Source organism: Aquimarina sp. AD10, from assembly GCF_003443715.1.
In the GTDB taxonomy this organism is placed as follows: domain Bacteria; phylum Bacteroidota; class Bacteroidia; order Flavobacteriales; family Flavobacteriaceae; genus Aquimarina; species Aquimarina aggregata.
Genome location: NZ_CP031965.1, coordinates 4559189 through 4584298, shown reverse-complemented (window position 1 = coordinate 4584298; position 25110 = coordinate 4559189). Strand labels below are relative to the sequence as shown.

At 32.3% G+C, this 25110-nt stretch carries 20 protein-coding genes; 12 read left to right on the top strand and 8 right to left on the bottom strand.

Features of this window, described 5'->3' with window-relative positions; translation table 11 throughout:
- Positions 1 to 25: 25 nt before the first annotated feature.
- The gene (locus tag D1816_RS19050; RefSeq protein ID WP_147405138.1) at positions 26 to 2107 is read right to left on the bottom strand and encodes a family 43 glycosylhydrolase; all 2082 of its coding nucleotides are present in this window, start codon (positions 2105 to 2107) and stop codon (positions 26 to 28) included.
- Positions 2108 to 2614: 507 nt separating this feature from the next.
- Here D1816_RS19050 and D1816_RS19045 point away from each other — a divergent pair.
- From D1816_RS19045 to D1816_RS19035, 3 genes are all read left to right on the top strand, one after another.
- A complete protein-coding gene (locus tag D1816_RS19045; RefSeq protein ID WP_118504931.1) occupies positions 2615 to 3487 on the top strand; it encodes a helix-turn-helix transcriptional regulator in 873 nt (290 codons plus the stop codon).
- A 90-nt stretch (positions 3488 to 3577) separates the two neighbouring features.
- Positions 3578 to 4702 (top strand): aminotransferase class I/II-fold pyridoxal phosphate-dependent enzyme, encoded by a 1125-nt coding sequence (locus D1816_RS19040; protein WP_118504929.1) that lies wholly within the window; start codon positions 3578 to 3580, stop codon positions 4700 to 4702.
- Positions 4699 to 5643, top strand: coding sequence for an ornithine cyclodeaminase family protein (locus D1816_RS19035; protein WP_118504927.1), 945 nt, complete (start codon positions 4699 to 4701; stop codon positions 5641 to 5643). The genes D1816_RS19040 and D1816_RS19035 overlap by 4 nt, the downstream gene beginning before the upstream one ends.
- Positions 5644 to 5654: 11 nt before the next feature.
- Here D1816_RS19035 and D1816_RS19030 read toward each other — a convergent pair whose 3' ends face one another.
- The 7 genes from D1816_RS19030 to D1816_RS19000 all read right to left on the bottom strand — a co-directional run bounded on the left by D1816_RS19030 (position 5655) and on the right by D1816_RS19000 (position 18747).
- The gene (locus D1816_RS19030; RefSeq protein WP_118504925.1) at positions 5655 to 8909 is read right to left on the bottom strand and encodes a VCBS repeat-containing protein; all 3255 of its coding nucleotides are present in this window, start codon (positions 8907 to 8909) and stop codon (positions 5655 to 5657) included.
- Between the two features lie 160 nt (positions 8910 to 9069).
- Positions 9070 to 10824 carry a RagB/SusD family nutrient uptake outer membrane protein gene (locus D1816_RS19025; RefSeq protein ID WP_118506290.1) on the bottom strand — a complete coding sequence of 585 codons (1755 nt, stop codon included), beginning with the start codon at positions 10822 to 10824 and terminating at the stop codon, positions 9070 to 9072.
- A gap of 10 nt (positions 10825 to 10834) precedes the next feature.
- A complete protein-coding gene (locus tag D1816_RS19020; RefSeq protein ID WP_118504923.1) occupies positions 10835 to 13897 on the bottom strand; it encodes a TonB-dependent receptor in 3063 nt (1020 codons plus the stop codon).
- Positions 13898 to 13961: 64 nt separating this feature from the next.
- Positions 13962 to 15143: an AGE family epimerase/isomerase gene (locus tag D1816_RS19015; RefSeq protein ID WP_233565338.1), complete on the bottom strand. Its 1182-nt coding sequence runs from the start codon at positions 15141 to 15143 to the stop codon at positions 13962 to 13964.
- The gene (locus D1816_RS19010; RefSeq protein WP_118504919.1) at positions 15143 to 16333 is read right to left on the bottom strand and encodes a glycosidase; all 1191 of its coding nucleotides are present in this window, start codon (positions 16331 to 16333) and stop codon (positions 15143 to 15145) included. Before D1816_RS19010 ends, D1816_RS19015 begins: the two co-directional genes overlap by 1 nt.
- 14 nt (positions 16334 to 16347) lie before the next feature.
- Positions 16348 to 17757 carry an MFS transporter gene (locus D1816_RS19005; protein WP_118504917.1) on the bottom strand — a complete coding sequence of 470 codons (1410 nt, stop codon included), beginning with the start codon at positions 17755 to 17757 and terminating at the stop codon, positions 16348 to 16350.
- A 24-nt stretch (positions 17758 to 17781) separates the two neighbouring features.
- Entirely contained in the window at positions 17782 to 18747 is a 966-nt protein-coding gene (locus tag D1816_RS19000) for a glycoside hydrolase family 26 protein (protein WP_232517391.1), read from the bottom strand.
- Between the two features lie 370 nt (positions 18748 to 19117).
- Here D1816_RS19000 and D1816_RS18995 point away from each other — a divergent pair, with 370 nt between their 5' ends.
- The 9 genes from D1816_RS18995 (at position 19118) to speB (ending at position 25096) form a co-directional block, all read left to right on the top strand.
- Positions 19118 to 19999 carry an AraC family transcriptional regulator gene (locus D1816_RS18995; protein ID WP_118504915.1) on the top strand — a complete coding sequence of 294 codons (882 nt, stop codon included), beginning with the start codon at positions 19118 to 19120 and terminating at the stop codon, positions 19997 to 19999.
- 276 nt (positions 20000 to 20275) lie between these two features.
- Positions 20276 to 20641, top strand: coding sequence for a hypothetical protein (locus D1816_RS18990; RefSeq protein ID WP_118504912.1), 366 nt, complete (start codon positions 20276 to 20278; stop codon positions 20639 to 20641).
- 19 nt (positions 20642 to 20660) lie between these two features.
- Positions 20661 to 21017, top strand: a complete 357-nt coding sequence (locus D1816_RS18985; RefSeq protein WP_118504910.1) for a hypothetical protein — start codon at positions 20661 to 20663, stop codon at positions 21015 to 21017.
- Positions 21018 to 21348: 331 nt separating this feature from the next.
- Positions 21349 to 21702, top strand: coding sequence for a hypothetical protein (locus D1816_RS18980; protein WP_118504908.1), 354 nt, complete (start codon positions 21349 to 21351; stop codon positions 21700 to 21702).
- A 21-nt stretch (positions 21703 to 21723) separates the two neighbouring features.
- The gene (locus D1816_RS18975; RefSeq protein ID WP_118504906.1) at positions 21724 to 22188 is read left to right on the top strand and encodes a YHS domain-containing (seleno)protein; all 465 of its coding nucleotides are present in this window, start codon (positions 21724 to 21726) and stop codon (positions 22186 to 22188) included.
- A gap of 515 nt (positions 22189 to 22703) precedes the next feature.
- Positions 22704 to 23030 (top strand): hypothetical protein, encoded by a 327-nt coding sequence (locus D1816_RS18970; protein ID WP_233565339.1) that lies wholly within the window; start codon positions 22704 to 22706, stop codon positions 23028 to 23030.
- 30 nt (positions 23031 to 23060) lie between these two features.
- Positions 23061 to 23525 (top strand): YHS domain-containing (seleno)protein, encoded by a 465-nt coding sequence (locus tag D1816_RS18965; RefSeq protein ID WP_066316297.1) that lies wholly within the window; start codon positions 23061 to 23063, stop codon positions 23523 to 23525.
- Between the two features lie 131 nt (positions 23526 to 23656).
- Positions 23657 to 24307: a 4'-phosphopantetheinyl transferase superfamily protein gene (locus D1816_RS18960; RefSeq protein ID WP_118504902.1), complete on the top strand. Its 651-nt coding sequence runs from the start codon at positions 23657 to 23659 to the stop codon at positions 24305 to 24307.
- Positions 24308 to 24316: 9 nt separating this feature from the next.
- Positions 24317 to 25096 (top strand): agmatinase, encoded by a 780-nt coding sequence (speB, locus tag D1816_RS18955; RefSeq protein ID WP_118504900.1) that lies wholly within the window; start codon positions 24317 to 24319, stop codon positions 25094 to 25096.
- Positions 25097 to 25110 lie beyond the last annotated feature (14 nt).

The following is a 25110-nucleotide window of genomic DNA, read 5'->3' as shown; positions in this document are numbered from 1 at the left end:
ATTACTTTGATGTTTATTTATTGATTTAATTAATCAATAATTTCAGTTGTTGACTTTTATTGGCACTACGTATCTTCAAAATAAATAGCCCTTTACTTGGGAAAATATCTTCTTTATTAAGATCTATACTACTTTTTGTAGTAGTTGTGTGATACACTTCTCTGCCTTTTATGTCAAAGATATTCACATTAATATCATTATTAAACCCTTGCAAATCCAATATAAAATTATCTCTTGATAACGGGTTAGGATATACTAAAGCTTGATTTTGATCACTACCTGGTTGATTTGTTAAAATCAATTCTGGGGCTAAAGTCTGTTGTAAACCACTACCCTGAGATTTAACTGTAATAGCATCTACTGTATAAACTTCTGCTGCAAAGCTAGTATATGATTTCACTAAGATTTCAAGTGTATTCCCCTTCAAATTATCAACGGTAAGTATTTCTTCTGGAAAAGTATTAACATGTTCTAGAATGGTCACTTGGGGTCCTCCGTTTATTTTATAGTAAATATTTAAAAAGTCTGCGTTTTCCATAGCTCCTATCCCTGAAGCTCTCAAAGAAATATCCACACTTGATGCACATGAAATATCCAGAATACCTGAAGTCCAATTTACCGTTTGTCGTTCTATGGTGACTCCATTACTAGTATATGGCACATCGCAATTTCCACCATCTGTAGTTCTAGAGTTAAATTTTAACCAATTAATGTTCGTGCCTCCTCCTTCAAACTCAAGTCGAAGGATTTTATTAGTACCTCCTGCAATTCTTACATTTTCAATTTTTACTGTTTGGAAAGCCCCCCAGCCTCCTGTATTGGGAAGATTAAATCTACCTAAAGTCACTCCATCTAATTTAGCCACAATAGATTTTCCTGTAGAGATAGTCGCAATTCTTGCTTCCAGATCATAAGCCCCAGCGTTTGCATTAACGGTATACTCTAACCATTCACCATTTGCTGTCCATCCTACATTATTACCTCCATCACGTGCTTCAATATCTACACCTTCATTTTCTCTAAATACATTAGGACCGTTGTTAACAGGATCAGTATCGTTATATGCTACACCTTGACCTCCTATATCATAATCTTCTGCTTCTATTGTTCCTGGGATTGAACGAGCTACACCTCCAAAAGGTTCTTGAGTTACGGGACCAAATCCTCCTGATATTCCTTTTCTAGTAGAAATAACTTTATTTATAGTATTATTAGGTCCAAAAGTTAAAAAATCAGCTTCAATTGATCGTAACTTATCGTTGTTAGAAATTTTGTTATGATGATAAAAAAGTATCCATTTTCCTTTATATTCAACCATAGAATGGTGATTAGTCCAACAGCCATTGGTCCAACGGTCCATAAATCGCCCCTTATAAGTAAAAGGACCTAAGGGGTTATTCCCAGTAGCATAAGCCAATTCTTCAGAGCCACTTTTAGCATGTGGGAAAGTAAAATAGTATACTCCATTTCGTTTGATCATGTAGCTACCTTCTTTATATCCCGAAGGCAAACCTCTAAGGTTAACAACTGGACCAGTTATAGACTTCATATTCGCACTAAGTTTAGCGCCTTTTAAGGTTTCACCGCCGCCCCAATAGATATAAGACTGGCCATTAGTATCTGTGAATACCCCTGGGTCTATACCATTTACTCCTGACATATAATTCTTTTCTGGTACAAATGGTCCGGTAGGGCTTTTGGAGGTAGCAACTCCTATTCTTCTAAATCCACTGCCATCGGCTGGTGGCGCTGGAAAATACAAATAATATGTGCCGTTTTTTTCTATAATATCGGGCGCCCACATACCGTAACTATTTCGGGCTACCCAAGGGACATCATTTTGGTCGAGCATCACACCATGATCAGTCCAATTTGTTCCGTCAGTAGTTGAAAAGGCATGATAGTTAGGCATACAGAAACCATTGCTGCCTTGATTAGAATTACACGTGTTTACATCGTGAGAAGAAAACACGTACAGTCTATCTCCAAATACCCGAGCAGAAGGGTCCGCGGTATAAATATTTGTTACGAATGGATTTTGAGCTTGAATTATACCCATAGAGAGCATACTCAAAAAAAAGACAGTTAGTTTAATTGTAGTTTTCATATAAGTTGGTTTTAAGAATTTCAATATTTGAAAAATATATCTAAGCAATTTTGTTTTTAAAAACAAGTCTCTTACATCTTTACATCATCAATAAAATAGTATGATTATGATTTATCTAAAAAGTTAATTGCAAAACTCTTATCTGCATAACTTTTTAAGGAAATTTTAAGAAGTACACTAATTTAGTAAACATCAATAATTAACACTTATTTTGGCTATTGAGATTATTAAAATATAATTAACTTTTTTTAGTAAAATTTAACATTTAAAGCATGTTAAACCGACAAGCAAGAAAAATTAAATTATAACAGCACAAAACATATTATAATAAGTATTTAGGTTATAGTAAAACCAATTTATTAAAGGTAAGGATTAATATAACTCACTTTATAATTTATTGTTTTATCACTTTTTTAGGTAACTTTATAATTAATAGAGAATCGAAACTAATCATGATATTTACAGAAGATTATTGTGAACCTTTATTATTTAATATTATAAAAAACAATGGTGTATAATCAATTTCCGGATCCAGATTTAAATTCAGGTTATTTTTATAATGATCTATGGTCTCGGAATATCCTATTAAAAGCCAAAAGTAAATCAATCACATACATTGATAAAAAAGGTCCTTTATCTGTAAAAACCACTCTAAAAGGTACCGAAACCTATGTCTTAGATAATATTCCTATTCGAGTTTATCCCGAATCTATCTTGATAATTAATGAAAATCATTCGTATACCAGTATTATAGATTCTAAGGATGAAGTAGATTCTGCTTCGTTATATTTCAGAAAAGATTTAGAAAAAGAAGTGTTTGCTGGATTAACTCAAAAAGATGACCTTTTACTTTCTAACCCATACTATTCACACAATAATGTAGAATTTTTCGAATTTAAACAACAAAAAAGCAAAAGATTAGTCTACTTGCTCAATCAACTTTTGGGGATGTTACCGAAAAGTGAGAATTTACTTCTCAAAAATGAAATCAACATTTATATAATAGAAGAATTGTTATGCTTAAACTATCAATTATATGTTCAGGCAAACAAACTTAATCATCAAAAGACTAGTACTCGATTAGAGATATTTAAACGAATTAATCAAACCAAAGAGTATATACAATCTAGCTATGCAAAAGACTTAAATCTAACGATTTTAGCTAGTATTGCCTGTATGTCTGAATACCATTTTCTGAGGTCTTTTAAATCGGTGGTAGGAAAAACTCCGCATCAATATTTGATTCAATTACGAATTAATTCTGCCTCAGAATTGCTTAAGAAAAAAACGTATGCTCTCTCTGAAATTTGTGATCTTGTTGGTTTTAAGGATATAAAATATCTACAGAAACTAATCCGGACAAAAATGATCTCAGATTAAAAATATATTTAAACCAAAATTAGCAAGTTTTTCTCCTCTTTTTTCCTGACTAGATTTTATTTTCGTTATTACTTTTTATCCTGTAACATTATGAACATAAAACCCTTCAAATTAGAAAGATACTATACTATTCATGAATTTTCTGCAAAGTATTCTCTTTGCAATTCTGATTGTGAGGCTATGACCATAAAGGAATTACTTTCTTTAGAAAAAGGAGCTACCGATAAGTTTCATAATTTATGGCTTGGGTATACAGAAACAAAAGGTCACCCTCGACTTAGAAAGGAAATCTCTAATATTTACACTAAAGTTACGTCAGAAGATTTATTAGTTTGCACAGGTGCACAAGAACCTATCTTCTTGTTTTCACAGGCAAATCTTAAGTCTCAAGACGAAATTATTGTACAATCGCCATGTTATCAGTCTTTACATTCTGTACCCGAAAGTATTGGGTGCAAAATTCAAAAATGGAACGTAAAGTACGTAAATAACACTCCGACATTTGATCTGGAAGAATTAAAAAAAATGGTGACTAGCAAAACTAAAGCCATATATCTTAATACACCTCATAATCCGACTGGTTTTCACTTTTCTAAAGAAGAGCAATTAGCTATTGTCGAAATAGCACGAACACACAACATCATTATTTTTTGTGATGAAGTTTACAGAGAATTAGAGCATAAATCTGAATATACTATTCCTGCATTTGCAGATATTTACGAAAATGGTGTTTCTGTTGGGGTGATGTCTAAAACATATGGATTACCTGGTTTAAGAATAGGCTGGATAGCTTCTCGAAATTCTAAAATCATAGAAAATATAGCTATTTTCAAAGAATATACAACTATTTGTAACGCTGGTCCAAGTGAATTTTTAGCCGAAGTAGCCCTTAGAAATAGAAATAAGATCTTGGAAAGAAATCTTAATATCGTTCATGAAAACTTACCTTTATTTGATCGTTTTTTTGAAACATATCAAGATTTATTTTCATGGTATAAACCAAATGCCGGTCCAATAGCTTTTGTAAAAATGAAGTTTGATACCGAAGACATGAACTTTGCTCAAACAGTATTACACAAACAAAGCGTTTTACTATTACCCAGTAGTATTTATGATCTTCAAGGTTATTTTAGAATAGGTTTCGGAAGAACAACAATACCTGAAGCACTTAAGCAATTTGAAGTATTTGTTATCCAAAATTTATTAAAAGCATGATAAACGTCTCTTTTGAACAGATACAATCTTTGATTGAAATACAAGATTTATTTGAACCTGTTAAACAATCATTTATTGACTATAATTCATCTCGTTTAATAGGTATACCTATACATCTATTACATTTTCCTAATAACTCAGATGCACACATAAAAACAGCAGCAATCGATGGTTATCCTTACTTTTCTATAAAAGTAGCTACAATGTTTCCTAATAACTTAAAACAAAATAAATCCCCTAATAATGGATCTATTTTTCTTTTTGATGCTAATACCGGAGAATTAAAAGCAATATTGGATGATAAAGGAACTTTAACCGATTTAAGAACAGCTGCTGCCGGTGGCATAATAACCAATGTTGTAGCATCACAACAATCAAATGCTATTTCTGTTATCGGTACTGGTATCCAAGCGTATCATCAAGTTTTAGCCCTAAGTAAATTGAGAGCAATAACTAGTTTGGTGATCTACGGAAGAAATAAGAACAACGCAATTCTTCTAAAAAACAAATTAGAAAAAAAACTTCAAAACATCTCGATTACCATTGCTAATTCTGTTGAAGAAGCTGTAAAGACAACCACAATAATACTCACAACAACCTCTAGTAAAACTCCTTTAATAAAAGGAGAATGGTTACAAAAAGGACAACACATTACTGCCGTTGGTGCAGATGACACATTCAAAAAAGAGTTAGACATCGATTGTTTTAAAAAAGCCGATATGGTTTTTGTAGATAGTCTTGATTTAAACTCAAAATATGGAGAATATTCTAAGGCACTTAAATCATTACCTCAACTCAAAAACAAAACAATAGAATTTGGAAAAGCATTTTCTGACAATACATATTCTGGCGATAGTAATAAAATAACCATAGCAAAACTTGTAGGTTTAGGCACACAAGATTTAGCAGCAGCCACTTTAGTCATGAATAAGTTAGCTTAAAAATTGGCTCATTAATTAATTTTTATGAGCTGTACATAATCATTGTTTTTGGCACAAATAATAAAGTCCCCTTTAGAAGTTTTAACTGTAGCCATATCTTTAACATCATTAGGCGCATAGAAACCACTTTTGCTAGCATTAATTGGTTTAAAAGCTCCAGTACCGTCTCCTTTTAAAAACAATCCAATTCCGGCATCTGCTCTTGGAGTTTCTACTTCTGAACTATATAAATTACCCGCTAAAAGAGCATCTAGATTACCATCTTTATCAAAATCTTGCACTAAAATTTGATTAACACTTGATATTTGAGCTTCGACAGGTAATCGATGAATTTGAAATTTACCATCTTTATTTTCAAGATATATACTCGCAAAAGATTTTACTTGATAATGCAATGCATCTTCTAAATACTTTTTTGTATAAATATCTTCGAGAGTAGCATTAGAAAAAGAAGCATAGTTCTTGAATTTATTTTTAATCCCTGGCATTTGATCAGATGAACATTGTCTTCCTCTTACAGGAAATTTTTGACCATCGTTAAAATAACTTAGTACAATATCTTTGGTCATATTACTATCAAAATCATGATAATAGATATCAAAAGTCTCCTCTGCATTTGCTTGATATTTGTAGTTTAAACCCAGGTTTCCTATTATAAAGTCTTTATCACCATCATTATCAAAATCTCCTTCTTTACAACTAAACCACCAGCCAGTAGTATCCTGTAAACCCGTTTGCTCAGAAATATCAACAAAGTCTTTCCCTTTATTATTTTTAAATACTTTTATAGGCATCCATTCTCCTACTATAATAAGATCGATCCAATCATCCTTATCAAAATCGGTCCAGACAGCACTTGTTACCATTCCTAATTTGTAAAGTTCTGGTGCTTTTTTTAAGGTAACATCTATAAATTTTGCTATTCCATTTTTTGAAACATTTTCAAGTAAATAACTATTTGCTGGTAATGGGTAATTTCCAGGTACTAAACGACCACCTATAAATACATCTAAATCCCCGTCCTTATCATAATCTTCGGCATACACTCTAGATCCGCTTGTAATCATTTTAGGCAAAGCAGAAGCTGATTTAAAAAACTCTCCCAAACCATTATTGATATATAATCTATCTTGAAGCAATTCTGAATCTTTACCATATTCGTTTCCTCCACTTACTATATAAAGATCATTGTCTCCATCATTATCTGCATCAAAAATAAGTGCGCCTAGATCCTCATATGCTTTATCATTGTTTATAGCGTTACTATCTTGTTTTTCGAATCCATTTTTTGTTTGATAATAAAGACCTCCGACATGTTTAGCGGCGCCTCCTATATAAAGATCATCTAAATCATCTCCGTTAAGATCCCCTACTGCTATACCAGGTCCAAAGGCAGAGGTTTTATGTGGTAATAAAATTTCTTTAGCAAAATCATCATATACATTCTCTTCATGTTTATGAGATAGCCTCAAGGAATCTGAAATAACAGTGGTAAAAACTTTTGTTACGTTATCTGTGGTTGTTTTTTTGATTAACGTTGCGTTTTTGTAATCTAATACGATTTGTTGATTTGATTGAATATTTTTAATTATTTGTTGCCTTTTATCTGGCCAAATGACTTTAAGTTCCAAAATCTCATTTTCTTTTTTCAAACCGAAATGAAGTTTTGGTGCTACAGAAGATTGAAACCCTCTGGTTAATGAGAGTTCTTGCATTTGCGTTTTTTCTGAAGTAGAAACATAGACTCTCGCTCCTATCCCGTATGGATTTTTTTCTTGACCTCTAAGTTTAATAGAAATGTAATTGTTAGCTGCTACATTTGTATTTTCAAAAACAGATGCATAATCATCAATATTATTGGTTACAATCTCAAGGTCACCATCATTATCTAAATCTACATATACACACCCATTAGAAAATCCTTTATACGATATCCCCCATAACGTATTAACCTTCTCAAAAGTTAAATCTCCTTTATTACGAAAGACGAAATTGTCGATTTTTTCTGAAGGAATGGCTAACGATCTTTCTAATAAGCTATCTCTTTTATTTCTTACTTTACTAAGTTGGTTAAAGTAATCCCTGTTATTAATTTCTCTTCTTGTACCATTAGAAATAAAAATATCTTTCCATCCGTCATTATCAAGATCTGCAAATAAGGGCCCCCAACTCCAGTCTGTGGATGAAACCCCTGCCAAACGAGATAAATTGCTAAAATCTGGAATATCATTTTTTAATACTCCCGAATTCATTTGTAAAGAGTTATGCATATATTGATAATGGAATCCTGAATTTACGGTACTCCAAAAAATAGCTGGATTCATACTTGCCATATTAGCTTTTGCGCGTCTGTTATTCTTTGCATCCATATCTACTTGCAAAATATCTAGTAACCCATCATTATTATAATCAGCAATATCTACACCCATACCATAAAATGAAGTCTGCTTGGTGGCCGTTTTAAGTACTTCTTTAAATGTTCCATCCTGATTATTCAAATACATATAATCTGGTGTACTAAAATCATTAGACACATAGATATCGGGCCACCCATCTTCATTTAAATCCCCTACGGTAGCACTTAGTGTAAGACCAAAAGAACGTACTCCAGACACATCTGTAACATCTATAAATCGATCTCCTTCATTTCTATATAATTTATCACTCTCAACATCTTTTACGGTATTCATTTTGAATAAATAATAATCATTAGGGGCACTAAAACGAGTAGGCGGATAATTGGCTACATAAAGATCTAAATCCCCATCTAGATCATAGTCAAAAAAAGTTCCTTGAACACTATTTCCTTTATCATCGACACCATATTCTGTTCCTTTTTCAGTAAATGTACTATCCCCATTATTTATATATAGAAGGTTGTTTTTTGGTGCACTTTTTCCTGCAACAGCGCAATAAATATCAAGATATCCATCTCCATTTACATCTGCCATTGTTACTCCTGTAAACCATTGTTTGCCTCCTGATACCTTAGCCTCTGCAGTAATATCCTTAAAAGTTAAATTTCCTTGATTTAAATACAACTTATTAGGAACCATATTTCCTGTAAAGAATATGTCTGTATAACCATCATTATTTATATCTCCTACAGCTATACCACCGCCCATATAGAGGTAAGAGTAGCTAAAGTAATTTATAGAATCATTTTCAGTAAGTGTATTTTGAAAATTGATTTTAGTTTGTTCTTTTGTAAGTCTTCTAAATTGCTTTTCTGAAGTTTTTAACTCATCCTGACATGACATGATCATTGACAAACAAATACAACAAAGACTACTCAAAAACTTAAACTTTAACGACATACTATCGAATAATTAAGGTTAACTGTATTCATAAAATCAAATTAAAAAGAACAGAGCACAATCATGATACGCTCTGCTCTTTAACTAAAATAAATCAACTCTATTTACTTTAATATCCTGTATTTTGTTTGATAACTCCTTTACTTAAGTCAATAACAGATTGTGGGATCGGAAAAATCGACTTCGTATCTGCATATGTGGCAGAAGACAAATAACTTCTAAATTGTTCTCTAGTTAAGTATCCATTTAATACTTGGTCTGCTTTCTTGCGTCTTACCAAATCAAAAAAGCGATGTCCCTCTAAAGCTGTTTCTAATCTATATTCAAACAAAATAGCTTCTTGAGCAAAATCTATATCCGAAAAACCCCCATTGTCGGTATATAACCCAATAACATAATTAGCGGCATCTGTACCATCATCTCTTTTAACCCACCCTGCTGGATTAGCTGCTCTTGCTCGGACTCTATCTACATACGTTACAGCTGTTCCCAAGTCTCCTTCATCGGCAGCTATTTCTGCTCTCCATAGTAATACTTCTGAAAATCGAATGATATTTGTATTAATTGCGTTGACTGTTGTTGCCCAACCGGTTGCTGTATTTACCGTTCCTTGTTGATCTGCGCGATAAACTATTTTCTTTGAAACATAAGGACCGCCATTTGCAGGGTCTCTGGTCCATGCCAATCCTGGAAAATCACCCCAACCATTAAAAGGAATACCTTTTCTACCTACTGTCCAATCTAATCTAGGGTCTAGATTTCTAGTTTCTGGAACAAATGAATCATTATCTCTATTTCTTGGTATTGAGCTACCGTCTGTATCGGTTCCTATAATATCGCTGGGGTCTACGTTTTTAACATAGTTAGCAGGATCTGTAGGTAAATTTCTTATTAATGGTAATCCTGATGCATCTGTTAAATATGCATTTACCAAATCATGAGAGGGCTGAAAAAAGCCACAACACCCTGCCCCAATAGGACTATTATGGGGATGATTTAGGATATCGCCATAGTTACCATTACTACTATCGTTACTCCCGTCGTTTACTGCATACTGTACTGCAAAAACAGATTCTGTACTATTGTTTGTATCGGCATCAAAATTATCATGAAAAAATGTATTTAACGAGTAAGGACCTGAATTGATTACATCATCAAGTAAAGGTTTGGCAGCATCATAATCTAATTGATACATATGTGCTTTTGCTAAATAGACTTTTGCATTCCAAGAATTAGCACCTCCAACACGCCTACTTTCTTCTGGTAGATTATCTATGGCATATTGAAAATCAATTTCTATAGGCGTCCATACATCTACGTCAACATTTGTGATACTTTGAGTAATTGTTTCATCTACAAAAGGAATATTACCCCATATTTTTTTAGCTTCAAAATGATAATGTGCTCTCAGAAATCTTGCTTCTGCCATAAAATCATTTGCTTCTGCTGCTGTTATTGTTCCAGCTGCGATCCCTTTATTTATAGAATTGATAACTCCATTTGTTCGTGCTACTCCTTCAAAAACCGAAATCCATTTATAATCTACGTATGAGTTTTGAGGTGCTCCTGCATACGTTTCAAAAGCTGTTATTTCGGATTGGTCTCCTGCATCACTACCTTTGTAAGCATTATCCGAAGTAACCTCTCCATACACCCAATTTGATGGGGCTGCTCGCCATACATTTTCATTATCTCTATTTCCATCTAGCATTGCATATGCTGCAACAACTTGAGTTTCTATAAACGCCGCGTTTAATGGCACCTCATCACCTGAAATAGCAGATTGAACAGGTACATTTAACTCATCTTCACACGAGAAGAATACGATCGTAAAAATAGTTATTATTGTTATTATTTTTTTCATGATTATCTTTTTAAAATGAAACATTGAAGCCAAATATTATAGATCTATTTATTGGATAAACTCCACTATCCAAACCAATGGTTAGGTTTGGATTAGTTCCTCCTACGTTTCTTAAATTTACTTCAGGATCAAGTCCAGTATAATCTGTTAATGTTATCAAATTTCTTCCTTGAAGATACCATCTGATTTTTTGAACACCTAATTTTTTTGATACTGCTTCTGGTATTGAATATCCTATTACTATATTCTTTAACCTTACATAAGAACCGTCTTCTATATAAAAGGAAGATTGGGCAGATTCTGCCAAAATAATATCGGCTTCGTTAGTTAATGCAGGTAAACCATTTTGAGTTACATAATTTATACTTTTGGCTCCTGGAAATGTGTTGAAATCGGTAAAAAACTTCATGAAATTATATAAATCATTTCCTTGAGACCCTTGTAATAGTAGTGAAAAGTCAAAATTCTTATATGCTGCGTTAAAATTTAAGCCATAGGTAAAATCAGGGTGAGGGTTGCCAATAAACTGTTGTTCTCCATTATTAGCAAACTGCATTCTTCCATCGGGTCCTATCCCGGTAAAAACTTTTCCATAAAATGAAGCAAGAGGTTGACCTGCTTGGGTTCTATTGGGTAACTGATCTCTTACCCGATCTCCTTGAATAAAAGTATTAAGGTTTTCTTCATCCAAAAAAACAACTTCATTTTTATAAGACGATATATTAAAGCTAACATTATATGTAAAAGCATTAGTTTTAGGGTTACTATAGCCTAAACTTGCGTCAAATCCTTTGTTATTCATTTCTCCCAAGTTCTCTATCCTTCCGTTATTCTGCCCTAAAACAGTAGGATCATCAGGAACAAACAATAACATATCTTCAGTAGTGGCATTGTAATATTCAAGGTTAACATCTAAGGCATTAAACAATTTAGATGTAATTCCGATATTAAAAGTAGTTGTCGTCTCCCATTCTAGATCAGGATTTCCTCTTGATCCCAATCCATATCCCACTGCCGAGACTTCATTACTTGTAGGATAGGCAAAAAAATCGGTGTTTGCAGAAAAAGTATTTACTCTTGAGGTAGCATTAATAGATCCGTTATTGGCTGTGATACCATATCCTACTTTTAACATCAAATCATTAACTGCATTAGAATCTTCTAGAAAACTCTCATTTGTCACTCTCCAACCGGCACTAAACGATGGAAACACGCCATCTCTATTATCTTTACTAAATATTGAAGAACTATCGTAACGCACTGTTGCGCTTAATAAGTATCTATCTTTTAATTTATAATCTGCTTTACCAAATGCTGAAAAGTATGATGTAATAAATCCGTTTCCGAAACCACCGTAAGAAGTTGTGCCCAGATCCAGGTACCGAATATCAACTACATCGTCAAAAATAAAACCACCTCTATTTGCTCCGAAATTTCTAAATTTTTGTTTGTTAAATTCTGTTCCTGTTAATATATCTATTGTGTGTTCACCAAAAGTCTTGGTATATGTTAAGGTATTAAACCATGTATAGGTGGTCGCGAATGATGATGATTCTGTTAGCAAATTATTTGTTGGTGATTCACCTTCTACAGATGCAGGTTCAAAATTTGTAGTGTTTATTGATTCAAGATCAAATCCTAGATTTGATTTAAACGTTAAGCCTTGGACAACATCAAATTCTCCATAAAAATTACCTAATGCACGTAAGGTAAGAATAGCATTATCTTTATTTCTATCTGCAATAGCAATCGGATTTTTTCCATTTCCTAAACCACCTACTCCTGATCCTGCAAAATTACCTCCTATATCTCTAACTGGTATAAGAGGGTTGATTCGATACAATGACGCAATAGTACCATCATCAACATCTACCCCAGGAGGTATTGTTTGTTCTGCATAAGAAATAGTTACATTTTCTCCTATTCTAAATCTATCTGTAACGTTAAAAGAAGAGTTTGCTCGTAAGGTATATCTTAAAAAATCGGTCTCATAAGCAACTCCTTCTTGATCTAAAGCACTAAGTGACATAAATGCTCTAGAATTTTCTGATCCTCCTGATGCGCTTATATTAAAATTTTTAATGGTAGCTGCATTAAAATATTCGTCAAACCAATCTGTCCCTTGCGAGTTTGCTCTTGTGATTCTATTATCAGGAAAGTTATATGAACTTTCATCTGCTGTTTGGGCTCCTTGCGGAAATAAATAAACAGGTATTAATGGGTTAGCGCCGTTTCCATATTGTTGATTACTTGGTGTTGTACCATCATTTGTCGCTGCCTGCCAAATTGCATCAGCTAATTGTTGTGGTGAGGCTAAATCGGGAAATACACTATTTGGAATAAAATCTACACCTACATAGGCATTAGCCGAAAAGTTAATTTTTGAGTTTCTTTTTCCACTTTTAGTGGTTATAATGATAACTCCGTTTGCCGCTCGGTTTCCGTAAATAGCTGCCGAAGAAGCATCTTTTAACACCTGAACTGATTCAATATCATTTGGGTTTATATCTGTAAGTCCAGCTCCAGTTGGAGTACCATCAATTATATATAATGGGTCATTACCATTTATCGTTCCATACCCTCGAATACGAACTACTGCACCTTGACCAGGACCTCCTTGATTACCGACAACCACACCAGAACTTTGCCCTTGCAAGGCTTCTTCTACGTTTAACGGCGAAGTAGCTTCTAGATCTTCAGCTTTCACTATAGAAACAGATCCAGTAATATCTCTAGTACTCTGGGTTGAGTATCCTGTGACTACAACTTCTGCTAGTGCACTAGCTTCTTCTGTCATTGTAATATTTATAGAAATTTGATCTCCTACAAGAATAGTTTGTGAAGTAAACCCGAGTGAACTAAAAACTAAGGTTTCTGAACTTGATACTTCTATAGTAAACTTACCATCAAAATCTGTAGTAGTACCCCGATTGGTATCTTTAACAAGTACATTAGCACCCAAAATAGGAGTGCCTTTATCATCTGTTACAGTACCAGTCACTATTTTCTGTGACCAGCCTAGTTGTATCACCCCTAAAAACAGGGTGATTAATAAAAGTTTGGTTTTGGACATAAGAGTATATTTAGTTAATTAATTTTTAAGTCAGTATGGGTATAGAATCATCATTTTCTATGGTTTATTTTAGTTTTCTTATAATCTCTATACAGGCTCTGGTATTATGATAAGGACATTTCCAGGGGCCTACTTTATTTTCATTTTGGTAGGGTACACTGTGACGATCTACCCTAAAATACCATTCTCCATTATCGAAGTCTATAATATATCGTTCTATAAATGCCCAAACTTTATTTGCTATAGCTAGGTATTTTTTATCGTTGGTTATTTCCCATACATATAGTAATCCTACAATTGCTTCTGCTTGCGGCCACCAATGCTTATCAAAATCAAGTTTATTAGTCTTTTGATTAATGGCATTAAACACCCCAAAATCCTGATCTATTGCTTCTTCTAAAAAAGTATCTACAATTTTTAAAGCTAGTATTTCAGTTTTTTTGATATAACTAAGATCATTTAATTGTTTTGATGCATTTAGCAATAACCAAGCAGCTTCTATATCATGTCCAAATGAAGTTTCGTGTGAGAGATTTTTCCAGTCTTTTGAAAAGAATAACTTAAAATGATTGTTTTCTGAAACAAACTGATCTAAAAATAAATCTATAAGTGCCTTTAAAGCTTTTTCTACTTTGCTATTATTAGTAACTTCAAAAAGTGTCGTATATGCTTCTAGAATATGCAAATGCGTATTCATTGTTTTTGGTGCATTAAGGTCTTTATCGCTTAAGCGCATATCTTGTAAAGAGCCCCAATTTTTTTCAAAAGCTTCTATATACCCATCAAACTCTTGATCTTTTGTTTTTTCTTCAACTAGTTCAAACAAATCAAAGGCCCATTCTAACACTTCCTTTTTATTGCAATACTTATAATATTCTGCAAGACTATAAATTGTAAAGGCTTGCGCATATGTCTGTTTTTTTGTTTCTAGAGGTTCTCCTAAATAGTTAACTTTCCAGTATACCCCACCATTATTATTATCACGAAAACAACTCTGTAAATATTGGTATGCCGTAATGCACTCTACTTTATACGCATCATTTTGATAATGATTTGATGCGGCAGAAAATGCCCAAAGAATTCTAGAATTAAGAATAATTCCTTTAGATGATTTATCTATAACTTGATTAAAATGATCAATCCTACCTAAATATCCTCCATGTTTTTTATCGATAGTATTCGTTTTCCAATAATTTAGAATATTAGTTAACTCATGTGTAACGCTATGTAGAAATTCCTGATTCACTAGTACAATCCTTTATTCTTTTCAATTAAATGATGTATTACTTTCACAGATTCTTTACTAGATAAACCATCCTGAGGTGTATTCATACAATAATCAACTAGCCTTTCTACTGTAGATACAGCGACATGCATTCTAACATCTGATGAGGCATAGTAAATAAATACTGTTCCGTCTGGATCTTGAATCCAACCATTTGAGAACAAAACATTTCCTACATCCCCTATGATTTCATTCTCATTAGGAGCCATAAAATAGCCTCCCGGGCGATAAATTACTTCGCCAATATCATGTAAAGCAGTCATAAACAAATAGAGTACATAACGTAAACCTGATGCAGTACTACGCACTCCATGAGCTAGGTGCAACCATCCTTTTTCTGTTTTTAGAGGAGCAGGACCCAATCCATTTTTTAGTTCATAAACCGTATGGAAAACTTTATTGAAAATGACTTTTTCTTCTTTTATGACTGCATTTTCCATTGATTTAGTATACCCTAAACCGATACCACCACCATTTCCTGTTTCTATAAATCCATCCTGTGGTCTTGTATATAAAGCATATTCTCCGTTTACGAACTCAGGATGTAACACTACATTACGTTGTTGATTAGAAGGTGTTATAAGATCTGGAAGTCTCTCCCAGTTAATAAGATCTTTTGTACGTGCAATCCCTGCATTTGCAATCGCTCCTGATAAATTGTTCGCTTTAGCACAAGAGTCTTTTCTCTCTGTACAAAAAATCCCATATATCCAACCATCTTCATGATTTGTAAGACGCATATCATAGAGATTAACATCAGGGGTTTCGGTCTCTGGCATTACTACCGGTTTATCCCAAAATCTAAAATTATCTATTCCGTTGGGGCTTTCTGCAATTGCAAAAAAAGATTTTCGATCATACCCTTCTACTCGTACACATAATAAATAATTACCTTTCCATTTTATGGCTCCAGAGTTAAAAGTAGCGTTTACACCTATTCGTTCTATAAAAAAGGGATTCGTTTGAACATTTAAATCATATCGCCAATGTAAAGGAGTGTGATCGGCAGTAAGTACAGGAAATTCATATCTTTTATAAATTCCATTATGGCGCGTTACTGCTTTGTTTCTTCTATTTAATAGTATTTCATGCTCTTTAAAAAGAGTATCGAAAATAGTGACTCCAGACTGTATATTTCTATTATCAATCATTTGATTACTTAATATTAAATTTCTTGATTTCGTTTATTTGTTAATTCTTTATTTATTTTTAACATGAATACATCATCCAATGCATAAAACCATATAAAAATTGCTGAAAGCAATGCTCCTATTGCAGGCATAAAACTGAGCATCATTCTGATTCCTATTTTTGCTTCTTCTGTTTGTATCGCATTAGCTTCAAATCCGTAAAATGCTAACATCCACCCAGTCAAGGCTCCCCCAAGTGTCCAACCCATTTTTTGAGACATTGAAGAAGATGAAAATATAAGTCCTGTAGCTCTACGCCCTGTTTTCCACTCTGAATAATCGGCTATATCCGCATACATTGACCATAGCAGCGGAAAAACAATTCCTGCACAAACACTAATAAAGAATTGAAAAATGAATATTAATATTAGGTCATTTTCTTTAAACCAAAAAAAGATGCAACTTAAAATAGTGGCAATAAACATTGCTATAAAAAAAGTGTTTTTCTTTCCTATTCTATCAGAGATTATTTTTGCCATTAGTACACCCACAATGTTAGCTACTTGTCCAAGAACCAAATACAGTGTGCTAAATGTTATCGAAAGTTCTATTAATGGTAATTTAAAGGCTTCTTGATGTTCAAAAAAATATTTAAAATAATAAATTGTTGATCCATCTCTTAGAGAATTAAAGATTAAAGAACAAACACCTGCTCCTAAAAGTACAAACCAAGGTTTATTGGTCGCTAAGTTTTTTAAGTCAGCTTTTAATGAAGTTTTTTGCTCTTTCGGAGGTTTTATGCGTTCTTTGGTTAAGTAAAAGGTTCCTAAAAAAAAGAGTATTGCAATTATAGAAAATACTATCATCGTAAATTGCCAACCTTGTTGTGCATTATTACTTTTTGCATTTGTATTACTAAAAAACTCGACTAATGGTTCTGCTAGGGCTAATACTAAAATACTGCCGGCAAATGCGAAAATAAATCTATAAGTTGCTAATGAAGTACGGTCTTTTAAATCCGAAGTCATAACACCTAGTAATGATGCATAAGGGACATTTATAGCCGTATATATAATCATCATTAAACAATATGTAGTATAGGCATAAATTACCTTGCCGGTCATACTTAGGTTTGGAGTTGTAAATGTTAACACCCCAATAATTCCAAAAGGCACTGCTACCCATAACAAGTATGGTCTAAATTTACCCCATTTTGTATTCGTTCTATCTGCTATAATACCCATGATCGGGTCGTTGGCGCCATCAAAGATTCTGGTAATTAAAAACATTGTTCCCACAACAGCTGCAGAAATACCAAAAACATCTGTATAAAAAAATAGTAAATAAACCGAGAACATTTTCCAGAACATTGAGGATGCAAAATCACCAAACCCATATCCTATTTTTTCCTTGTATTTTAATTTTTGAGTTTTTAATTGTTTCATATATAATATCTTGATTATGAAATGCTATTTCACTTTTTTTATATCTTCTAAAAAAAGAACATGAGATAAGTTTTTAAAAGCTTTAAAATCACTAGCATTCTTATGACCTGGATAGGGTACAAAATAATGGCTTGGCCATGCATTTCTCCAGAATAAAGCCCAAGAAATTCCTGTGTTTGCAATATGTTTATCTAAAACATCAACCCACCAATTGGTTACTGCTACTTTATTTAATCCTGCTTCTGACAAAACAAAGGGTTTGTTTTTTTCAAGAGCAATATTTTTAACTACTGCAATATCTTCTGTAATGGCTTTAATAAAATCTTCGGTAGTGGTGTGCTGATAAATATCGATACCAAGTATATCTACATATTCATCTCCCGGGTAATATTTTAAATAGTCAGCTTTATCTTTTAGCTTATTAGGAGAATAAGCAAATAAAACATTATTTACTTTATATGTTTTCAGTTGTTTTACTGTTTCTATCCAAAGCTGTCTATATTGTTGCGGACTACAACTATCTTTCCCCCACCAAAACCAACTGCCATTCATTTCATGATAAGGTCTAAATACTACAGGAATTTTTTGACCCCATGAGGTTCTTAAATGATTTAAAAAGTTTGCCACTTTTAAGAGCCAATCTTTATATTTAGCATGAAGAACACCACCAGAGAGTATATCCTCTACCGCTGGTATTGTGTCCCATGCGCTTTTACCTGAAACAGGATTATTTGGATGCCAACTTATTGTGATAATACCTCCTTTTTTATGAGCCTTCCGAATAAGTTTTTTCATCATTTTAAAATTAACAGTATCCAGATTAAAAGCATGCCCTAATTCTATATGACCTATCTCAAATCCATAAACGGCAGGATAATCTCCTGTAACATCATAAACATCACTTTGATATTGCTTTCCATTGTTTTTCCATCCTATTCCGTAAGCAGTTGCGTCCTGATGACCAAAAGCATATCCCTGTTTAGGGATCATCTTAATTTTATTAAATAAAAACCTGGCATGTCTACTCGCATGAGTATCTACTAAAGTTGTTTCTTTTTTTAATAAAGCACTATTCGATTTACAAGATTGAAGAAAAAACAAAAGTGATACTATTTTAACAAAAAGCAACATTGAACTGAAATTCAACAGGTTATAAGCATCACGAAATTTAATTAACATTTGTAAAAATATTTTTTAGTTTTAAGAGTTTGTAAAAAATATTAACTTTATTCGTAAAATATTGTCATTTTTTGTGAATTATATTTTATGATTTGCTAAATTCTTAACAATGACAAATGTAGCTCCTGAAGTATTTATAAATTAATACTATTTTATCATTTTATATACTAATTCTTACGTCATGACCTTGTTAGAACAAAACATACATAGAGAAATTACTCCGTTAACACCTAAAGATTGTTTTCTTGTTTTTGATAGAATTAAGGATAGTTTTGACTTTCCTATACATTTTCATCCAGAATATGAACTTAATTTTATTTATAATGGAAAAGGGGTTAAGCGAATCATTGGCGATCATATGGCAGAGATCGATGATATTGAACTAGTACTCGTGGGACCAAATCTTCTTCATGGTTGGACATTAAATAATTGTATTGAAAAAAAAATACATGAAATAACTATTCAATTTCATAATGATTTATTTCAGGAAAAACTACTAAGTAGGTCTATTATGAAACCGATTCAGGATATGTTTGAAAATTCTACTCATGGAATATTATTTTCTAAAGCAACTGCTCAAGAATTGTGTCCTAAAATCAAAAATATCATGAATCTACATGGATTAGATTATTTTCTTTCGCTGATTTCTCTTTTACATGCATTAGCAATTTCTAAAGGACAAAAAACATTATCAACATATTCTCCAGTAAAAGAAGATTTTCATAATAGTGATAAGATAAAAGTCGTTTATGATTATTTACAGAAAAACTTTCATCAAAAAATTAAAGTACAAGATCTGGCATCATTAGTTAATATGACAGAGGTTACCTTTGGAAGATTTATGAAGAGTAGAACCGGAAAAACTTTTGTTGAGTATCTAAACGATATGCGCATAGGTTTCGCAGCTCAATGGTTATTAGAGAAAGATACCTCTATTGCCGAAATAGCTTACAATTGTGGTTTTAATAATGTATCTAATTTTAATCGCGTATTTAAAACCAATAAAGGATGTACTCCTTCTGAGTATAAAAAGGATTTTGAAGGTGTAAAACGTGTATTTTGATACGAACAATATTTGGTATTATTCTCTAAATCTTTTTCATTTTATTAATAAAGAATTATTACAAACCTCTACTACTATTAAAACACCCTATCTTGATTTTACAAAGTTAAAAACACATAACTACACCTTTTAAGGCAAAACATTTACTCCTTTACGATACCAAAAATAAAAAGTGCAATTTTTTGCGTTTTTTTTGTACTCATAGATCTTCTCTTTGCTCATACATTTGTAATGTTCTTATAACTAACATATTATAAGACATTAAAATTATAGAGTATGAATATTAAATCTTTGGTAAAAGATCTAGATACATTGGTATCTCAAGGTTTTATGATAGCTGCTGTTGAGCAATTCTTTGCTGATAATGTAATCACTCTAGATTATAAAGGAGTGCGAACCAACAATAAAGTGCAAGCATTAGAAAAAATGCAAGCGATCACAGACGCTGTTGGTAAAATTAATAGCATCACGCATCATTCAACCATTACAGATGGGAATGTTTCTATTTCAGAGTTTACTTTCGATTTTAATCTTACAAGAAACAATACTATTTATTGGCACGAGATTATATATCGAATCTGGAATGATAAAGGTCTAGTCATCAAGGAAAAATATTTTAACTCACATAAAACAAAAATTTAATCATATAAAACTAGAAACTATGAAATTTGTAACTAAAAGAATACATGCATTCTTAGATTACCCAGTAGCTATTTCTTTAATGGCACTACCATTCTTATTAGGATTAGGAAGTTCAAATCCACTTGCTTTGCAATTATCTGTTGCTACAGGTATAGCAGCTTTTATTTTAACCTTGCTTACTAATCATCATTTAGGAGCACTACGCGTAATACCTTACAAAGTACATCTAATTGTAGATTTCTTGGTAGGCGTAGTCTTTGTGGTAGCTCCTTTTCTTTTAGGTTTTGAAGGGATAGATGCATATTACTATTGGATTATTGGTGCAACTGTGTTATTGGTGGTAAACCTGCATAAGGGTGATCCTGTGACTGCATAATAATTGTAATACGAATATTATGAATAGAATAATGAGTTTTTAGTACTGGTAATGATATAAGAAAACATTATGTAAATTACTAAAAATAGTATCATAAAACTTATTTGAAAAGGGTATGGATTTTAAATCCATACCCTTTTTTTATTGAATTAATTTCAAGTTTAACTCTAGAAATATATAGCTGATTATTTGATCTTACTAAGCCCCCATTTTCAGAGTTTTTTTAATCCAGAAAGTACAATTTTTTGCGTTTTTTTTGTAGGTCAAAACCCTTATTCCTCCTCTAACTTTGCCCCTATAATTAAAACATTAATCTTATAACAATTACAAAATGGATATTAAATCAAAAGTTGCAGAAATGGACAGTGTAGTATCAACAGGAGCTATAGTAGACGCAGTTCAACAATTTTTTGCAGACAACGCTTCAACATCAGACTATAATGGTGGAACAACTATTAACAAAGAACAAATGGTTCAAAAAATGGAAGGATTTGCCGGTGCAATTGCACAAGTAAACGGAATTACTCATCATGCTACTATAGTTGATGGTAATGAATCTGCCTCAGAGTTCACCTTTGATTTCAACATGAAAGACGGTAGCAAAATTTACTGGCACGAAATCATTCGTCGTACCTGGAACAGTGAAGGAAAAGTATCTCGTGAAGAATATTTCAACGCACAATAATAAAAATTAAAATTAAAAAAAATGAAAAATTTATTTAAATCAACAATAGTAGTACTAGCTTTATTAGTAAGTACAGTTAGTTTCGCACAAGATAAAAAAGCAAACAATATCGATGACAGTAAAATAGGATTACAAGGTTATAGTCCTGTATCTTATTTAGATTTAGGTTTGGCTCAAAGAGGAGCAAAACAATTTAAATCAACTCATAATAAGATCGCTTATTACTTTACTTCTGAAGATCAGAAAAAGACTTTTGATAGCAATCCGCAAAAATACATGCCACAATATGGTGGATTTTGTGCCTTCGGTGTGTATGCAGGAGCAAAATTTAGAGTAGACCCAACAAAATTTGTTGTAAATAATGGAAAATACTATTTATTCTTAAATGATGTCGAAGTTGACGCAAAACAACTATGGATCTCAGAAAAAGAATCTAAACTTTTAGCTACTGCTAATAAAAATTGGAGTGGTCTAAAAACAAAATAATACTTGATTAGTGATTTTTTTCATGTTCTTGGCATGCTGATTCTAGAATCAGCATGCCTTGACTTTTATTCTCTTTTTTTGTTATCCTGAGAGTATATAATTGCTGTTTTAAGATTTTGATTATTGGTAGTAAACCTACATAAACCTGAGTCAGTAACTTCGCAACAAGCATAATATAATAACACGAATAGATTGAGAAATTTAAGATTATTAATCTCATATAAAGATATCATATAAGCTATTAAAATATTGTAATAAATTTTGTTTAGAAAAGGTATGGAGTTAAAATCCATACCTTTTTTTGTTGTATTAATTTCAAGTTTAACTCTAGAAATATCTAATTGATTATTGATCTAACTAAGATTCCTATTTTCAGCGTTTTTTTAATCCAGAAAGTACAATTTTTTGCGTTTTTTTTGTAGGTCAAAACCCTTATTGTCCTTCTAAATTTGCCCCTATAATTAAAACATTAATCTAAAAGTTATAAAATGGATATTAAATCAAAAGTAGCAGAAATGGACAGTGTGGTATCAACAGGAGCCATAGTAGACGCAGTTCAACAATTTTTTGCAGACAACGCTTCAACATCAGACTACAATGGTGGAACAACTATTAACAAAGAACAAATGGTTCAAAAAATGGAAGGATTTGCCGGTGCAATTGCACAAGTAAACGGAATTACTCATCATGCTACTATAGTTGATGGTAATGAATCTGCCTCAGAGTTCACCTTTGATTTCAACATGAAAGACGGTAGCAAAATTTACTGGCATGAAATCATCCGTCGTACCTGGAACAATGAAGGAAAAGTAACTCGTGAAGAATATTTCAACGCACAATAATTAAAATAATAAAAATTAAAATTAAAAAAAATGAAAAATTTATTTAAATCAACAATAGTAGTACTAGCTTTATTAGTAAGTACAGTAAGTTTTGCTCAAGATAAAAAAGCAAACAATATCGATGACAGTAAAATAGGATTACACGGATATAGCCCCGTATCTTATTTAGATTTAGGACTAGCTCAAAGAGGATCAAAGCAATTTAAATCTACTCATAATAAAATTGCATATTATTTTACTTCTGAGGATCAGAAAAAAACTTTTGAAAAAAATCCTCAAAAATATATGCCTCAATACGGTGGTTTCTGTGCTTTTGGTGTATATGCAGGTGCAAAATTTAGAGTAGATCCTACCAAGTTTGTAGTAAATAATGGAAAATACTATTTATTCTTAAATGATGTCGAAGTAGATGCAAAGCAACTATGGATCTCAGAAAAAGAATCTAAACTTTTAGCTACTGCTAATAAAAACTGGAGTAGTTTAAAAACAAAATAGTACTTAGTTCGTGATTACTTTTATGTTCTTAGCATGCTGATTCTAGAATCAGCATGCTTTGACTTTTTATAAATTAAAATTATTAGTCTGGAATAAATATCGATCTTTGTTTATAAATTAACCAACCTAAAATGATCCATATTCTTTGTACTAAAATATCTGAAAGTTTTCATCAAAATGGGTTTAAAAAACTCTTAGCAGAGCTACCTAAAGTAATGCAAAGCAAAGCTAATTCATACAGAAGATGGCAAGATCAACAAGCGTTTCTTTTAGGAAGATTATTAGTAAAAGAAGGGGTTAAGAAATTTGGTTACACCAAAGATCCATTAGTTAATTTTCAATACAATACTTTTGGAAAACCTTTTATAGATGGAAGTATCAATTTTAACATTTCGCATTCTCAATCCTATGTTGTTTGTGCTATAAGTAATTATTGTAATCTGGGTATTGATATTGAAAAAAGAAATAACATACCTCTAGACAGTTTTAAAACTCAATTTTCTGAAGAAGAATGGAACGAAATTAGTATTTCTAAAAATAGTACACTAACCTATTATGAATACTGGACCAAAAAAGAAGCGACCACTAAAGGCGTAGGCAAAGGAGTATCAATTCCTTTTTCTTCTTTCACATTCAAGGAAAACACAACTCAAATTGAAGGTGTGACTTGGTATATATACCCAATTAACTTAGGTGAAAAATTAGACTATTCTGTTCATTTAGCTTGTAATAAGCGTATAGACCCTAAAGATATCCGAATAGAAAACATCATTTTTAAATAGTTACTAGTTATGGCGAACATTATAATACAAGGAATACAGTTTGACGAAAAATCTTCTTTTCAAAAAGGACCTAGACTTGCCCCTCCTCTGATAAGGGAAGCTTTGCATTGCGGAGCCATGAATCTATTTACCGAAAGCGGAATCACAATTGAAAATCCAAATATTCAAGATAATGGAGATTTTGAAATCTTAGACTATTTTGATATTGAAGATATTACAAAAAAGCATCTATCTAGTGCCGATAAAATATTTACATTAGGCGGGGATCATTCGATAACTTTTCCAATACTTAAAGCATATCATCAAAGATATCCTGTACTAGATATTTTACATATCGATGCACATGCTGATTTGTATCATGAGTTTGAAGGAGACCAATATTCTCATGCCTGTCCTTTTGCTAGGATTATGGAAAATGGTTTTGCTGCAAAATTGGTTCAAGTAGGTATTAGAACTTTAAATCCGCATCAAGCAGAACAAGCCACAAAATATGATGTAGAAATTCATGAAATGAAAAACCTAGACCTAAAAAAGATCCCAAATTTTAAAAACCCATTATATATATCGCTTGATATGGATGGTTTTGATCCGGCTTTTGCTCCTGGAGTTTCTCACCATGAACCAGGAGGGCTTTCGACAAGACAAGTGTTAGAAATAATTCAAAACATAGATACTCCCGTTATTGGTGCCGATATCGTAGAATATAATCCTAACAGAGACACTCAGAATATGACTGCTTTTTTGGCGGCTAAGATGATGAAAGAGATTTTAGGTAAAATGATAGTCTAGCTTTAATACAAGTT